This window comes from Burkholderia sp. BCC0506 (assembly GCF_902833145.1).
Lineage (GTDB): Bacteria > Pseudomonadota > Gammaproteobacteria > Burkholderiales > Burkholderiaceae > Burkholderia.
In genome coordinates this window covers 16,042-31,090 of sequence record NZ_CADFEN010000003.1, presented here as the reverse complement: position 1 = coordinate 31,090, position 15,049 = coordinate 16,042, and the positions used below count along the sequence as shown (strand labels likewise).

The following is a 15,049-nucleotide window of genomic DNA, read 5'->3' as shown; positions in this document are numbered from 1 at the left end:
CTTGGCTCCGGAATGGACGGCTTCAGCGCAGGACCTTGCCGGGATTCATCAGGCCGCGCGGGTCGAGCGCGGTCTTCAGCGTGCGCATCAGCGACGTTTCGACCGGCGACTTGTAGCGTTGCGCGTCGTCGATCTTCAACTGGCCGATGCCGTGCTCCGCGCTGATCGTGCCGTGGTGGCGGTGCACGTTGTCGTACACGATCCGGTTGATCGGCGCCTGGAACGCGGCGAGGAACGCCTTCGCATCGCCGCCTTCGGGCATCTGCACGTTGTAGTGCAGGTTGCCGTCGCCGAGGTGCCCGAACGTGACCATGCGCGCGCCCGGCGCGGCCTGCTGGATCGCCGCGTCCGTCTCGTCGATGAAGCGGGCGATCGACGAGATCGGCACCGCGATGTCGTGCTTGATGTTGAGTCCTTCGTCGGCCTGCGCGAGCGGGATGTGCTCGCGCAGATCCCAGAACGCACGCGATTGCGCGAGGTTCTCCGCGACCACCGCGTCGACCACGAGCCCGGCCTCGAACGCTTCCTCCATCAGCTTCTCGAACAGCGCGCGCGCATGCGCTTCGCTTTCGTTGTCGGACAGTTCCAGCAGCACCGTTTGCGCATGGGCTTGCGCGAACGGGTAGCGCAGTTGCGGATAGTGCTTGCCGACCAGCTGCATGCAGAAATCCGACATCAGCTCGAAGCCGGTCAGCAGCGGCCCGGCCGCGCGCTGCGCGAGCGCGAGGAAATCGAGCGCCGCGTGCGGCGATTCGAGCGCGGCCAGCGCCGTGACCTGCGCGGCCGGCAGCGGATGCAGCTTCATCACGGCCGCCGTGATGATCCCGAGCGTGCCTTCGGCGCCGATGAACAGGTCGCGCAGGTCGTAGCCCGTGTTGTCCTTGCGCAGTCCGCGCAGCCCGTCCCAGATCTCGCCCTGCGGCGTCACGACCTCGAGCCCGAGGCACAGCTCGCGCGCGTTGCCGTAGCGCAGCACCGCGGTGCCGCCCGCATTGGTCGACAGGTTGCCGCCGATCGTGCAGCTGCCCTCGGCCGCGAGGCTCAGCGCGAACAGCCGGCCGCCTTCGCGGGCGCGCGCCTGCACGTCGGCGAGGATCACGCCGGCTTCGACGGTGATCGTGTTGTTGTGTGGATCGAGCGCACGCACGCGGTTCAGGCGCGCGACGCTCAGCACGGCCTGGCTGCCGCTCGCATCGGGCGTCGCGCCACCGGCCAGGCCCGTGTTGCCGCCCTGCGGCACGAGCGCGACGCCGTGCGCATTGGCGAGCTTCACGAGCGCGGCGACTTCGGCCGTGTTCGCGGGCCGCAGCACCGCGCACGCGGCGCCTGTGTAGCGGCGGCGCCAGTCGGTCAGGAACGGTTCGGTGTCGTGCGGATCGGTCAGCACGTGCTCGGCGCCGATCGCGTCGCGGCATGCGGAAACGAAAGCTTCGGAGGACATCATCACCTTGTCGCGTAAGGGTCAGGACGTGGCGCGCGGTTTTTTCGCCGCGCGCTTGAACGGCGCGACGTAAGCCAGCGCCGCCACGAAGAAGCCGACGGCAAGCGCGGTCTCGCCCCAGCCGAGCGTCGCGGACAGCCCGCGATCGGACATGCCGCGCACGATGCCTTCGGCGAAGTACACGAGAATCAGCATGCTCGCCCACTGCATCGTATAGATGTTACGCCGCCAGACGCCGGGCAGCGCGAGCGCAAGCGGCACGGCCTTGAGCATCAGCGCGGAGCCGCCGGGGCGCAGCGGCGCGAGCCACAGCTCCCAGGCGAGCGACAGCGCGATCAGCGCGACGAGGCACGCGGCGGCGGCCAGCGCGTAGCGCGGCCGGGCCGCGACGGCGGGGCGGGCGGGGGCGGTCATGCCGCCTCGGCTGCCTGCGCGGCGGACAACGCGGCTGCCGCGCGCGCCAGCCGTACGCCGAGCGCGGCCGCGAGCGCCTTCTCGTCCGCCGACAGCCCGCCGGGCGCCGCGCGATCGTGCTGCGCGACGTGCGACGCGCCGTACGGCGTGCCGCCGGTACGTGTCGTGCTCAGCGCGGATTCGGTGTACGGGATCCCGACGATCATCATCCCGTGATGCAGCAGCGGCAGCATCATCGACAGCAACGTCGACTCCTGGCCGCCGTGCAGGCTGCCCGTCGACGTGAACACGCTCGCGGGCTTGCCGGTCAGCGCGCCCGACAGCCATTGCGGCGTGGTGCCGTCGAGGAAATACTTGAGCGACGCGGCCATGTTGCCGAAGCGGGTCGGCGAGCCGAGCGCGAGGCCCGCGCATTCCTCGAGGTCGCGCAGTTCCGCGTACGGCGGGCCGTCGGCCGGGATGTCGGGGGCGGTGGCTTCGCAGACGGCCGACACGGGCGGCACGGTGCGGATGCGTGCCTGCATGCCCGGCACGCTGTCGATGCCGTTCGCGATCGCGAGCGCGAGATCGCGCGTGGCGCCGTGACGGCTGTAATAGAGGACGAGGATGTCTTTCATGGGCGACGGAGCCGCGTGCGGCCGCGCGCGTGCCCGGTGCAGTCGGCCCCTGCTGGAATCGAGCGGCTATTATAGGGGCTGAAGCCGTCGCGCTGCGCGGCGGCGCGCCATGACGCGCGCGGTATCAACAAGGAGAAGCCGTTTGCCGAAGTTGAGCGTCGATCTCGACACCATCAAGCGCCTCGCACGGTTCGCGGCCCGGCGCAGCGCCGAGGATCGCATCCCGCAAGTGGCGGGCAGCCTGACCTTCACGACGATGCTGGCGCTCGTGCCGCTCCTGACGGTCGCGTTCGCGCTGTTCACCGCGTTCCCGATGTTCGCGTCGTTCCAGATTTCGCTGCAGGGGTTCCTCGCGGATCACCTGATGCCCGCGCAGTTCAACATCCAGATCTTCAAGTACCTGAACCAGTTCGCGTCGAAGGCCAAGGGGCTGACGACGGCCGGCCTGATCGTGCTGGTCGTCACGTCGGTGATGACGATGATGACGATCGAATCGGCGTTCAACCTGATCTGGCGCGTGCGCAAGCCGCGGCCGTTCGCGCAGCGCGTGCTCGCGTACTGGGCGCTGATCACGCTCGGGCCGTTGCTGTTCGGCGTGAGCCTGTCGATCTCGTCGTACCTGTTCACGCAGTCGCTCGCGTTCACCGGCGCGGGGCCGTCCACGTCGATCGTCGAGTGGCTGCTCGCGCTCGCGTCGCTGCCGTTGACGGTGCTCGCGTTCACGCTGCTGTACGTGTACCTGCCGAATTGCGCGGTCGCATGGCGCGACGCGGTGATCGGCGGGCTGTTCGCGGCCATCGCGTTCGAACTCGCGAAGCGCGGCTTCGGCTACTACGTCCGGCGCATTCCGACCTATACGGCCGTCTACGGCGCTTTCGCGGCGCTCCCGGTGTTCCTGCTGTGGGTGTATCTGAGCTGGTTCATCGCGCTGCTCGGCGCGATGGTGGCGTCGGCGCTGCCGGCGATTCGCGTCGGCCAGTTCCACCGCATCCACTATCCGGGCAGCGACCTGCTCGACGCGCTGGAGCTGCTCGCGCGGCTGGCCGAAGGGCGGGCCGCCGGCAAGCGCGGCTACACGGCGATGCGGCTCGCGACGATGCTGCGCTGCGACATGGAAACCGCGCAGCGGTTGCTGACGACGATGGAGGAGCGCGAATGGGTTGCGCGGCTCGAAGGCGGCGAGACCGCACCGCGCTACATCCTGCTCGCGAACCCCGAACAACTGACGCTCGCGCAACTGTTCGACGTGCTGGTGATCGACCGTACGGAACTGACCTACCAGCTGGAGCGGCGCCGCAGCCACGTCGACGGGGCTGCGCTTCTCGACGTGCTGTCGAACGACCGGTTCGACGTGTCGCTCGCGTCGCTGATCGCCGCGCATCGGCTCGCGGGCGCGCAGCCGGCCGGGAGCGCCGGACCGGCGCCGGGCGCCGTGTCCGACCCGCACGCGCGGCCGCCGCGGCCTGCCTGACGGGCCCGCGGTTACAGCGGAATCTTGCCGGTGCAGATGTCCTTGAACATCACCCAGTCGCCCATCAGGCTGTAGATCGGGTGCCGGAACGTCGCCGGCCGGTTTTTCTCGAAGAAGAAGTGTCCGACCCACGCGAACCCGTAGCCGCAGGCGACCGCCGCCGGCAGCCACGGCCAGTGCCCGGTCGCGACCGCCATCGCGACGCAGCCGATCACGCCGAGCGAGCCGATGAAGTGCAGCCGGCGCGACGTCAGGTTCTGGTGTTCGTTCAGGTAATACGGGTAGAAGTCAGCGAAGCTGGCGAATTGCTCCGTGTGCGTATGCGTCATGGCCGTCTCCTCGGGCCGCCGTTCATGGGGCCATTGTGCGGCGGGCGGCCCGCGGCCGCAAGCGGTGGCGGGCCGCCGCGCCGGCCCGTGCTTTCCTTTTGACAGGCTTTCCGATAGGATCGAAAGAGATTTTGCATTCAAGCATGAGGGGACTACGATGCGCGTCAGCGATATTCTGAAAGTGAAGGGCAACACGCTGTTTACGGTGACGCCCGATAAGCCGCTGCGCGAAGCGGTCGATACGATGGCCGAACACGACATCGGTTCGCTCGTCGTGATGGAGTACGGCGATCTCGTCGGGATGCTGACGTTCCGCGAGATCATCCTGCGCCTGCGCGAAAATGGCGGCGCGATCGGCGACGTGCAGGTGCGCAAGGTGATGGACGAGCCGCTCACCTGTACGCCGGAAACCGACGTCAACGAAGTGCGCCGGATGATGCTCGAGCGTCATGCACGCTACATGCCGGTGCTCGACAAGAAGGTGCTGATGGGCGTCATTTCGTTCTACGACGTCGCGAAGACGGTCGTCGAGGCGCAGAGCTTCGAGAACCGGATGCTGAAGGCGTACATCCGCGACTGGCCGGAATCGGAAGCCGAAGCGCACAAGCCGTGAATCGCGCCGCGCCCGGCACGTCGTTGCATGGGCGCCGCCATCCGGCACGCGGCGGCGCAGGCATGTCCTGCGCCGCCGTTTTTTCAACAACCACACAAGGCCCGCGCAGCTTCGCCCAGACGACGCGCGCGTATTCCGCATGAGCGATCACACGCAAGCCACTTCCGGGCGGCGCGGCGAACGGCACGCGCACGCATCGCAGTTCGACCTGCTGCGCGAGCGCCGCTTCGCGCCGTTCTTCACGACCCAGTTCCTCGGCGCGCTGAACGACAACGTCTTCAAGATCGGCTTCACGTCGCTCGTCACGTATCACACCGCGCGGTTTGCCGGCGTCGATGCGAAGACGGCCGCGTTCCTGATTTCCGCGATCTTCATCCTGCCGTTCGTGCTGTTCTCGGCCACTTCCGGCCAGATCGCCGACAAATACGACAAGGCGACCCTCACGCGCTTCGTGAAGACCTTCGAGATCGTGCTGATGCTGATCGGCGCGGCCGGTTTCGTCACGCACAGCGCGACGCTGCTGTATCTGTGCACGTTCATGATGGGCATGCACTCGACGCTGTTCGGCCCCGTCAAGTATTCGTACCTGCCGCAGCATCTCGGCGAACATGAACTGGTCGGCGGCAACGGTCTCGTCGAGATGGGCACGTTCATCGCGATCCTGATCGGCACGATCATCGGCGGCGCGGCCGCCGGCATCGAAGGCAGCGGCGAGCGCGTGCTCGCGGTGAGCGTCGTCGTCATCGCGCTGGCCGGGCGGCTCGTCGCGCAGCGCGTGCCGCCCACGCCCGCGCCACAGCCCGACCTCGTGATCAACTGGAACCCGGTCAGCGAGACCTGGCGCAACCTCGGGCTCGCGCGCCAGAACCGCACGGTGTTCCTGAGCCTGCTCGGCATCTCGTGGCTGTGGTTCGTCGGCGCGACGTTCCTCACGTCGTTCTTCAATTTCGCGAAGGACGTGCTGTCCGCGAGCCCCGACGTCGTCACGATCCTGCTCGCGACGTTCTCGGTCGGCATCGGCCTCGGTTCGCTGCTGTGCGAGCGGCTGTCGCAGCGGCGCGTCGAGATCGGCCTCGTGCCGCTCGGCTCGATCGGCATCAGCGTGTTCGCGATCGAACTGTACTTCGCGAGCCACGCGCTGCCGTCGCCCGGCCATCTGCTGTCGGTCGGCGAATTCCTGGCCGGTGCGCGCCACTGGCGCATCCTGGCCGACCTGTTCCTGCTCGCGATGTTCGGCGGTTTCTACAGCGTGCCGCTGTACGCGCTGATCCAGAGCCGCAGCGCGCCGACGCATCGCGCGCGGATCATCGCCGCGAACAACATCCTGAACGCGCTCTTCATGATCCTGTCGGCCGTGATGGCGATGGGGCTGACCAAGGCCGGTGTCGACATCCCGGGGCTGTTCCTCGTCACCGCGCTGCTGAACGTGGTCGTCGCGACGTACATCTACCTGCTCGTGCCCGAGTTCCTGCTGCGCTTCGTCGCGTGGGTGCTCGTGCACACGTTCTACCGGATCCGCCTCGTGCACGCGGAGCGGATTCCGGCGGAAGGGGCGGCGGTGCTCGTGTGCAACCACGTCAGCTACGTCGATGCGCTCGTGCTGGCCGCCGCGAGTCCGCGCCCGATTCGTTTCGTGATGGATCACCGGATCTTCAAGACGCGTTTCGCGAGCTGGGTATTCCGGCATGCGAAGGCGATCCCGATCGCGCCGCGCCACGAGGATCCCGCGATGCTCGCGCGGGCATACGACCTGTGCGAGGCCGCGTTGAAGGACGGCGAGCTCGTGTGCATCTTCCCCGAGGGCAAGCTGACGAAGACGGGCGACATCAACACGTTCCATCACGGCATCACGGAGATCCTGAACCGCACGCCGGTGCCGGTGATTCCGATGGCGCTGCGCGGGCTGTGGGGCAGCTATTTTTCCCGGCATGCCGATGCGCGGATGCCGCGGCCGATCAAGCGCGGCGTGATGAGCCGGCTGACGCTGGCGGTCGGTGAGCCGATTCCCGCGTCGGTCGCGACGCCCGAGGCGCTGCAGGCGGCGGTGACCGAGCTGCGCGGCGCGCGGAAGTAGGCGGGTGCCGGGCGCGGCGCGGGATGATCGATCCGCGCACCGGGCCGGGATGGCGCCCCCGCTTCGGCCGGTCCCCGGCGCAACGCCGAGGGCCTGCGGGCGCCGCACTGCGTCGCGGCTGTCCTTGTCCGCGGCCGGCCCGTGTGGTCTGAATGGTTCACGCGGCCCGCGGTCACGGGACGGCTGGCATAATAGCGGTTTACTTCTTTTCTCGACCGGCAAACGATCGACTTGCCTGCGGCCCCGGCAGCGCATCGGTTTGCCCATTTCTCTTTGGGCGGTTCCATCATGTCCGGCAATACCCTCGGCACGCTTTTCACTGTCACGACCTTCGGCGAATCGCACGGTCCCGCGATCGGCTGCGTGATCGACGGCTGCCCGCCGGGGATGGGGCTGACCGAAGCCGACATCCAGGTCGAGCTCGATCGCCGCAAGCCCGGCACGTCGCGGCACGTGACGCAACGGCAGGAAGCCGACGAGGTCGAGATCCTGTCGGGCGTGTTCGAAGGCGTGACGACCGGCACGCCGATCGCGCTGCTGATCCGCAACACCGACCAGCGCAGCAAGGACTACGGCAACATCGTCGAGACGTTCCGCCCCGGCCACGCCGACTACACCTACTGGCAGAAATACGGCATTCGCGACTACCGTGGCGGCGGCCGCTCGTCCGCGCGCCTGACCGCGCCGATCGTCGGCGCCGGCGCGGTCGCGAAGAAGTGGCTGCGCGAGCGCTTCGGCGTCGAGGTGCGCGGCTACATGAGCGGCCTCGGCGAAATCGACGTGCCGTTCGTCGACTGGTCGCACGTCCGCGAGAACCCGTTCTTCTCGCCGAACGCGGCGATCGTGCCGGAACTCGAAGCCTACATGGACGCGCTGCGCAAGGACGGCGATTCGATCGGCGCGCGCATCGACGTCGTCGCGTCGGGCGTGCCGGTCGGCTGGGGCGAACCGGTATTCGACCGGCTCGATGCTGATATCGCGAAGGCGATGATGAGCATCAACGCGGTGAAGGGCGTCGAGATCGGCGCGGGCTTCGACAGCGTCGCGCAGCGCGGCTCGGTGCACGGCGACGAACTGACGCCGGCCGGTTTCGTCGGCAACCACGCGGGCGGCGTGCTCGGCGGGATTTCGACGGGGCAGGACATCACCGTGTCGATCGCGATCAAGCCGACGTCGAGCATCCGCACGCCGCGCCGCTCGATCACGAAGTCCGGCGAGGAGGCGACCGTCGAAACCTTCGGTCGCCACGATCCGTGCGTCGGCATTCGCGCGACGCCGATCGCCGAATCGATGCTCGCGCTGGTGCTGATCGACCATGCGCTGCGCCATCGCGCGCAGTGCGGCGACGTCGAGACGCCCACGCCGAAAATCGCAGGCAGCGCGACCTGATACGAAACGGGCAGGGCGCCGAGCGCGCCGTCCCGGCCGTCGGGCGATGAATGCAAGCGGGGCGCTGCGCGATGCAGCGCCCCGTTTTCGTGTGCGGCGGTTCGCAGTGACCCACGCAAAACGCGCCGCGCGTGGCGGCGCGTTCCGGCAGCTTACATGTTCGGGTAATTCGGCCCGCCGCCGCCTTCAGGCGTGACCCACACGATGTTCTGCGTCGGGTCCTTGATGTCGCAGGTCTTGCAGTGCACGCAGTTCTGCGCGTTGATCACGAGGCGATCGCCGCCGTCGTCGTTCTTCACGAACTCGTACACCGCCGCCGGGCAGAAGCGTGCCTCCGGCCCCGCGTACGTGCGCAGGTTCACGTTCACCGGCACGCTCGCGTCCTTCAGCGTCAGGTGCGCCGGCTGGTTCTCCTCGTGGTTCGTGTTCGAGATGAACACCGACGACAGCCGGTCGAACGTCAGCTTGCCGTCCGGCTTCGGATACTCGATCGGCGTGCATTGCGACGCCGGCTTCAGCATCTCGTGGTCCGCATGCTGGTGATGCAGCGTCCACGGCACGTTGCCGCCCATCACCTTCTGCTCGAGCCCGACCATCAGCGTGCCGAGGTACAGGCCCTTGGCCATCCACTGCTTGAAGTTGCGCGCGCGGTACAGCTCCGTGTACAGCCACGATTGCTTGAATGCATCGGGGTAGGCATTCAACTCATCGCTTTGACGGCCCGCCTGCACCGCGTCGAACGCGGCATCGGCCGCGAGCATGCCGGTCTTGATCGCCGCGTGGCTGCCCTTGATCCGCGATGCGTTCAGGAAGCCTGCGTCGTCGCCGATCAGCGCGCCGCCCGGGAACACCGTCTTCGGCAGCGACAGCAGGCCGCCTGCCGTGATCGCGCGTGCGCCGTACGACACGCGCTTGCCGCCTTCGAGGAACGCGCGGATCGACGGATGCGTCTTGTAGCGCTGGAATTCCTCGAACGGCGACAGGTACGGGTTCGTGTAGCCGAGGCCCACCACGAAACCGACCACGACCTGGTTGTTGTCCATGTGATACAGGAACGAGCCGCCGTACGTATCGGACTTCAGCGGCCAGCCGGCCGTGTGGATCACGAGGCCCGGCTTGTGCTTCGCGGGGTCGATTTCCCACAGCTCCTTGATGCCGATCCCGTACGCCTGCGGATCGGCGTTCGCGTCGAGCTTGAACTTCGAGATCAGCTGGCGGCCGAGATGGCCGCGGCAGCCTTCGGCGAACAGCGTGTACTTCGCGTGCAGCTCCATGCCGAGCTGGAAGTTCTCGGTCGGCTCGCCGTCCTTGCCCACGCCCATGTTGCCGGTGGCGACGCCCTTTACCGAACCGTCGTCGTTGTAGAGGATCTCCGCAGCGGGGAAGCCGGGGAAGATCTCGACGCCCAACGCTTCCGCCTGCTGGCCCAGCCAGCGCGTGACGTTGCCCAGCGAGATCACGTAGTTGCCGTGGTTCTTGAAGTTGTCCGGGAGCGCCCAGTTGGGCGTGGTGACTGCGCTTTTCTCGGACAGGAACAGGAAGCGGTCTTCCGTCACCTCGACGTTCAAAGGCGCGCCCTGTTCCTTCCAGTCGGGAAACAGCTCGGTGATCGCGCGCGGGTCCATCACCGCGCCCGACAGGATGTGCGCGCCGATCTCGGAGCCCTTCTCGAGCACGCACACGCCGATTTCGGTGCCTTTCTCGGCGGCCAGCTGCTTGAGCCGGATCGCCGCCGACAGCCCGGCGGGGCCGCCGCCGACGATCACGACGTCGTATTCCATCGATTCGCGCGGGCCGTACTGCTCGATGAGGCTTGCGGGGGTCATTGGCGTTCCTCTAACCGTTAGAATGCTTTTATTCGGGAGCGTATTGTCTGCGAAACGAAACGCTTGCCGCAACAACATGCAAGCAGATTAGCACGATCGTTCTATTTTTTGTGCTAGGGTAATGCCGGCCCGGGCTGTGCCGCCCGGGCCGGCGAAACGACATCGAAAGGGGATGTGCAAATGGGTCGATCGATCAATCTGGAAGGCAAGGTTGCGCTGGTCACGGGCGCGTCGAGCGGCCTCGGGCAGCGTTTTGCGCAGGTGCTGTCGCAGGCCGGCGCGAAGGTCGTGCTCGCGAGCCGTCGCGTCGAGCGCCTGAAGGAGCTGCGCGCGGAGATCGAGGCGGCGGGCGGCGCCGCGCACGTCGTGTCGCTCGACGTGACCGACGTGCAGAGCATCAAGGCGGCCGTCGCGCATGCGGAGACGGAAGCCGGCACGATCGACATCCTCGTGAACAATTCGGGCGTATCGACGATGCAGAAGCTCGTCGACGTGACGCCGGCGGATTTCGAGTTCGTGTTCGATACGAACACGCGCGGCGCATTTTTCGTCGCGCAGGAAGTCGCGAAGCGGATGATCATGCGCGCGAACGGCGGCGGCAACGGCAAGCCGCCGTGCCGGATCATCAATATCGCGTCGGTGGCCGGGCTGCGCGTGTTCCCGCAGATCGGGCTATACGCAATGAGCAAGGCCGCGGTCGTGCAGATGACGCGCGCGATGGCGCTGGAGTGGGGCCGCCACGGGATCAACGTGAACGCGATCTGCCCGGGCTACATCGATACCGAAATCAATCATTACCTGTGGGAAACCGAGCAGGGCCAGAAGCTGCAGTCGATGCTGCCGCGCCGGCGCGTCGGCAAGCCGCAGGATCTCGACGGGCTGTTGTTGCTGCTCGCGGCCGACGAGTCGCAGTTCATCAATGGTTCGATCATCTCCGCCGACGACGGCTTCGGCCTCGCGTGAGCGGATGACATCCAGCAACAAAGAAGACTGCAATGAGTGCGACAAGCGATTACTCCCCCGTTTTTGAGATGTCGATGCCGATCCGCTGGGGCGACATGGACGCGTTCGGCCATGTGAACAACACGGTCTATTTCCGCTACATGGAGCAGGTGCGGATTTCGTGGTTCGAGCAGCTCGGCATTGCCGGCGGCAACGGCGAGGGGCAAGGGCCCGTCATCGTCACCGCGTCGATGGAATTCCTCAAGCAACTGCACTATCCGGGCGACGTGATCGCGAAGATGTCGGCGGCGAAGCCCGGCCGGAGCAGTTTCGATACCGGGTTCGAGCTCACGCGCGCCGATGATCCGCAGCATGTCTACGCACGCGGCAACGCGCGCTGCGTGTGGGTCGACTACGCACTCGGCAAGTCGGTGCCGCTGCCGCCACTGCTGCGCGACACGATCGAGCACGCGCTCGCGACGAAAGTCGGCTGAGCGCGGACCCCGGCGGGCCGGCACCGGATCGCCGGTGGCGCGCCGTGTCCGCTGTGTCCCCGGGTCGGCCGCCGCGTGCGGCCGATCGTCATTCGAGCGCGGCCACGCGATGCGCGTTCACTGCCCGAGCAGACGCTGCAGCAGCTCCGGCGTATTGTTCGTCCCGTATTTGCGCATCAGCCGCGCGCGGTAGATATCGACCGTGCGCGAGCTGATGTCGAGCACGCGCCCGATCTGCTTGCTGGTCTTGCCGGTCGCGAGCTGGGCGGCGATCTCGCGCTCGCGCGGCGTCAGTTCGACCGCGACGCGGCGCGTCGCGCTCAGATCCTCGAAGGTCCACACCCCGGCCGCGAGCGGCGCGGTGCGGTCGAGCGCGCGGCCCGTCACGTGGCACCAGAACAGCTCGCCGTCCGCACGTTTCATGATTCTGTCGTCCGAGTACACGCCGTTGGCGACCATCACGCGCGCGATGCGCTCGCCGATCCGCTGGAATTCGTCCGTCGACGGGTAGAGCACCGCATACGATTTCCCGATCAGCTCGGCCCGCGCGCAGCGGAAGATCGACGCGAGCGCGTCGTTGCAGTCCTCGATCACGCGGTCGCGCGACAGCACGAGGCCGAGCGGCGCGAGGTGAAAGGCGGTCTGGTAATCGAGATCGGGCATGGCGCAGGAAGGCGGAGGGAAATGCTTATGTATTTTTGCGTATTGTGCCGCATCCGCGCCGCATCGTACCCTTTCAGGCATCTCGCGGCGGTGTGTCGCGACATAAAAAAGCGTGCCTCGACGCAGGCATCGCCGCGCATGCATAGAATGGTGCGGCGGGCCTGCGCCACGTGGCGCGTGAGCCGGTTTTGCTGGTTTCCATAGAGGAAGGGACAACAGATGAACAAAGTCTATCCAAGCGCGGCGGCCGCGCTGGAGGGGATCGTCCGCGACGGACAGACCTTCGCGGTGGGCGGCTTCGGCCTGTGCGGGATTCCCGAGGCGCTGATCGCGGCGTTGCGCGATTCGGGCGTCAAGGGCATCACCTGCATCAGCAACAACGCGGGCGTCGACGGTTTCGGCCTCGGCCTGCTGCTGGAAACGCGCCAGATCAAGAAGATGATTTCGTCGTACGTCGGCGAGAACAAGGAGTTCGAGCGCCAGTACCTGGCCGGCGAACTCGAGCTCGAATTCACGCCGCAGGGCACGCTCGCCGAAAAGCTGCGCGCGGGCGGTGCGGGCATCCCCGCGTTCTTCACGAATACCGGCTACGGCACCGTGATCGCGGAAGGCAAGGAAACGCGCCAGTTCGGCGATCGCCACTACGTGCTCGAGCCGTCGCTGACGGCCGACGTCGCGCTCGTCAAGGCGTGGAAGGCCGACAAATCGGGCAACCTCATCTACCGCCGCACCGCGCGCAACTTCAACCCGATGTGCGCGATGGCCGGCAAGATCACCGTGGCGGAGGTCGAGGAGATCGTCGAGAACGGCGCGCTCGATCCGGACCAGGTTCATACGCCGGGGATCTTCGTGCAGCGCATCGTGCTGAACGCGACGCCCGAAAAACGCATCGAACAACGCGTCGTACGCGCGAAAGGAGACTGACATGGCCTGGAATCGTGACCAGATGGCCGCGCGCGCGGCGAAGGAACTGCAGGACGGCTTCTACGTGAACCTCGGCATCGGCCTGCCGACGCTCGTCGCTAACCACATGCCGGAAGGCGTCGAGGTGTGGCTGCAGTCGGAGAACGGCCTGCTCGGCATCGGCCCGTCGCCGACCGAGGACGAAGTCGACGCCGATCTCATCAACGCCGGCAAGCAGACCGTCACGACGCTGCCGGGTTCGTCGATCTTCTCGTCGGCCGATTCGTTCGCGATGATCCGCGGCGGCCACATCAACCTCGCGATCCTCGGCGCGATGCAGGTCAGCAAGCAGGGCGACCTCGCGAACTGGATGATCCCGGGCAAGATGATCAAGGGGATGGGCGGCGCGATGGACCTCGTCGCGGGGGTGGGGCGCGTCGTCGTGCTGATGGAGCATGTCGCGAAGGGCGATCAGCACAAGATTCTCGACGAGTGCAACCTGCCGCTCACAGGCGTCGGCGTGGTCGACCTGATCATTACCGATCTCGGCGTGATCGAAGTGACGCCGGCCGGGTTGAAGGTGCTCGAACTCGCCGACGGCGTGAGCGTCGACGAGATCCAGGCGAAGACGGGCGCACCGCTCGACGTCAGCGCCGTGGCCTGAGCACTACCCTGGTGCGTCATCCTCGACGCCCCGCGTTCCTGACGGAGCGCGGGGCGTTTTGTCATGACCTTACGCAGTGGCGCCGCCGCCGTCGATCAGGACCGTCGAACCGGTTGCATAAGGCGTGGCCGCCACATGCAGGATCGCCTGGCGCGTGACGCCCCGTCATTCCGAAGCGGTTTACAATCGTTTGCATCGGGCGCCGCAAGCGTTGCCCCGCGCGTCGCCCCCGTTCGACAGGATGCCAACGATGCCACCGACCCCAGCGAATCCCGCGGTTCCCCGTCAGCGACGCGTGCAGTGCGCGAGCGCTGCTGGCCTTCACCACGTCGCCTATACCGAATGGGGCGATCCCGCGAATCCGCGCGTGCTCGTCTGCGTGCACGGCCTGACCCGCTCCGGGCGCGATTTCGACCGGCTGGCCGCCGCGCTGTCCGATACGTACCGCGTCGTCTGCCCCGATGTCGCCGGGCGTGGCCGGTCCGACCGGCTCGCCGATCCGCGGCTCTATGCGATTCCGCAGTACGTGGCCGACATGGTGACGCTGATTGCGCGGCTCGACGTCGAATCGGTCGACTGGTTCGGCACGTCGATGGGCGGCCTGATCGGCATGGCGCTCGCCGGGCTGCCCGGTTCGCCGCTGCGCCGGATGATCGTCAACGACGTCGGCCCGCGCATCGAGCCCGATTCGCTGACGCGCATCGGCGAGTACCTCGGCGTGCAGCCGCGCTTTGCGACCGAGCAGGAGGGGATCGACTATCTGACGTCGCTGTCGCTGCCGTTCGGTGCGCTGAGCGCCGACGAGTGGCGCGAGATCAACGGGCCGCTGCTGCGCGAACTGCCCGAGGGCGGCTGGACGATGCGCTACGATCCGCGCATCGCCGAGCCGTTCAAGGCGACGACGCCGGAACTGGCCGCGCTCGGCGAGGCCGCGCTGTGGCGCGCGATCGAGACGACGGACGCCACGCTCCTCGTCGTGCGCGGCGAGACGTCCGACTTGCTGTCGCGCGAAACGGCGGCCGAAATGGTCCGTCGCGGCCGGCATGTGACGCAGGTCGAGATTCCGGGCGCGGGCCACGCGCCGGCGTTCGTCAGTGCCGACCAGATCGCGCTCGCGCGGCGGTTTTTCGTCGAAGGCGACGCATAAACGCGTCATAATATGCGGTTCGGCGGCGTGCTGCCGCCCGATCCTTACCCATTCACGACCGG

General features: G+C 67.3%; 15 protein-coding genes and 1 pseudogene. 9 read left to right on the top strand and 7 right to left on the bottom strand.

Annotation, left to right across the window (positions count from 1 at the left end):
• Positions 1 to 22: 22 nt before the first annotated feature.
• Genes HWX62_RS07575 through wrbA form a run of 3 tightly spaced genes read right to left on the bottom strand, consistent with a single transcriptional unit; the run spans position 23 to position 2,472 of the window.
• Complete coding sequence (locus HWX62_RS07575; RefSeq protein ID WP_175929312.1) at positions 23 to 1,444, bottom strand: FAD-binding oxidoreductase; 1,422 nt, start codon at positions 1,442 to 1,444, stop codon at positions 23 to 25.
• Positions 1,445 to 1,462: 18 nt separating this feature from the next.
• Positions 1,463 to 1,855 carry a DUF2069 domain-containing protein gene (locus HWX62_RS07570; RefSeq protein ID WP_175929311.1) on the bottom strand — a complete coding sequence of 131 codons (393 nt, stop codon included), beginning with the start codon at positions 1,853 to 1,855 and terminating at the stop codon, positions 1,463 to 1,465.
• Positions 1,852 to 2,472, bottom strand: coding sequence for an NAD(P)H:quinone oxidoreductase (gene wrbA / locus HWX62_RS07565; RefSeq protein WP_050018172.1), 621 nt, complete (start codon positions 2,470 to 2,472; stop codon positions 1,852 to 1,854). Before wrbA ends, HWX62_RS07570 begins: the two co-directional genes overlap by 4 nt.
• A gap of 142 nt (positions 2,473 to 2,614) precedes the next feature.
• Between wrbA and HWX62_RS07560 the strand changes: the two genes are divergently transcribed.
• Positions 2,615 to 3,943, top strand: a complete 1,329-nt coding sequence (locus HWX62_RS07560) for a YihY family inner membrane protein (RefSeq protein WP_175929310.1) — start codon at positions 2,615 to 2,617, stop codon at positions 3,941 to 3,943.
• Positions 3,944 to 3,954: 11 nt separating this feature from the next.
• Here the strand turns inward: HWX62_RS07560 and HWX62_RS07555 are convergent, their stop codons facing one another.
• Positions 3,955 to 4,272, bottom strand: coding sequence for an Mpo1-like protein (locus tag HWX62_RS07555; protein ID WP_175929309.1), 318 nt, complete (start codon positions 4,270 to 4,272; stop codon positions 3,955 to 3,957).
• A 157-nt stretch (positions 4,273 to 4,429) separates the two neighbouring features.
• Here HWX62_RS07555 and HWX62_RS07550 point away from each other — a divergent pair, with 157 nt between their 5' ends.
• The 3 genes from HWX62_RS07550 (at position 4,430) to aroC (ending at position 8,348) form a co-directional block, all read left to right on the top strand.
• Positions 4,430 to 4,885 carry a CBS domain-containing protein gene (locus tag HWX62_RS07550; protein WP_034207093.1) on the top strand — a complete coding sequence of 152 codons (456 nt, stop codon included), beginning with the start codon at positions 4,430 to 4,432 and terminating at the stop codon, positions 4,883 to 4,885.
• A 139-nt stretch (positions 4,886 to 5,024) separates the two neighbouring features.
• Complete coding sequence (locus tag HWX62_RS07545) at positions 5,025 to 6,959, top strand: MFS transporter (RefSeq protein WP_175929308.1); 1,935 nt, start codon at positions 5,025 to 5,027, stop codon at positions 6,957 to 6,959.
• 288 nt (positions 6,960 to 7,247) lie between these two features.
• Positions 7,248 to 8,348, top strand: a complete 1,101-nt coding sequence (aroC, locus tag HWX62_RS07540) for a chorismate synthase (protein ID WP_044846064.1) — start codon at positions 7,248 to 7,250, stop codon at positions 8,346 to 8,348.
• A gap of 152 nt (positions 8,349 to 8,500) precedes the next feature.
• Here aroC and HWX62_RS07535 read toward each other — a convergent pair whose 3' ends face one another.
• Positions 8,501 to 10,174 carry an electron transfer flavoprotein-ubiquinone oxidoreductase gene (locus HWX62_RS07535; protein WP_175929307.1) on the bottom strand — a complete coding sequence of 558 codons (1,674 nt, stop codon included), beginning with the start codon at positions 10,172 to 10,174 and terminating at the stop codon, positions 8,501 to 8,503.
• Between the two features lie 180 nt (positions 10,175 to 10,354).
• Here HWX62_RS07535 and HWX62_RS07530 point away from each other — a divergent pair, with 180 nt between their 5' ends.
• Complete coding sequence (locus HWX62_RS07530) at positions 10,355 to 11,137, top strand: SDR family oxidoreductase (RefSeq protein ID WP_011545236.1); 783 nt, start codon at positions 10,355 to 10,357, stop codon at positions 11,135 to 11,137.
• A gap of 32 nt (positions 11,138 to 11,169) precedes the next feature.
• Positions 11,170 to 11,610, top strand: a complete 441-nt coding sequence (locus HWX62_RS07525; RefSeq protein WP_175929306.1) for a thioesterase family protein — start codon at positions 11,170 to 11,172, stop codon at positions 11,608 to 11,610.
• 117 nt (positions 11,611 to 11,727) lie between these two features.
• Here the strand turns inward: HWX62_RS07525 and HWX62_RS07520 are convergent, their stop codons facing one another.
• Complete coding sequence (locus tag HWX62_RS07520; RefSeq protein ID WP_175929305.1) at positions 11,728 to 12,273, bottom strand: LuxR C-terminal-related transcriptional regulator; 546 nt, start codon at positions 12,271 to 12,273, stop codon at positions 11,728 to 11,730.
• 219 nt (positions 12,274 to 12,492) lie between these two features.
• Between HWX62_RS07520 and HWX62_RS07515 the strand changes: the two genes are divergently transcribed.
• Together HWX62_RS07515 and HWX62_RS07510 are read left to right on the top strand one after the other, a co-directional pair.
• Positions 12,493 to 13,197: a CoA transferase subunit A gene (locus tag HWX62_RS07515; RefSeq protein WP_011884535.1), complete on the top strand. Its 705-nt coding sequence runs from the start codon at positions 12,493 to 12,495 to the stop codon at positions 13,195 to 13,197.
• Position 13,198: 1 nt separating this feature from the next.
• The gene (locus HWX62_RS07510; RefSeq protein ID WP_175929304.1) at positions 13,199 to 13,840 is read left to right on the top strand and encodes a CoA transferase subunit B; all 642 of its coding nucleotides are present in this window, start codon (positions 13,199 to 13,201) and stop codon (positions 13,838 to 13,840) included.
• A 69-nt stretch (positions 13,841 to 13,909) separates the two neighbouring features.
• On the opposite strand, the pseudogene HWX62_RS33290 reads toward HWX62_RS07510, so the two are convergent.
• Positions 13,910 to 13,987: pseudogene (locus HWX62_RS33290) on the bottom strand (short chain dehydrogenase); the annotation flags it as partial.
• A gap of 103 nt (positions 13,988 to 14,090) precedes the next feature.
• On the opposite strand from HWX62_RS33290, the gene HWX62_RS07505 reads away from it, so the two are divergent.
• Positions 14,091 to 14,987, top strand: coding sequence for an alpha/beta hydrolase (locus tag HWX62_RS07505; RefSeq protein WP_175929303.1), 897 nt, complete (start codon positions 14,091 to 14,093; stop codon positions 14,985 to 14,987).
• Positions 14,988 to 15,049 lie beyond the last annotated feature (62 nt).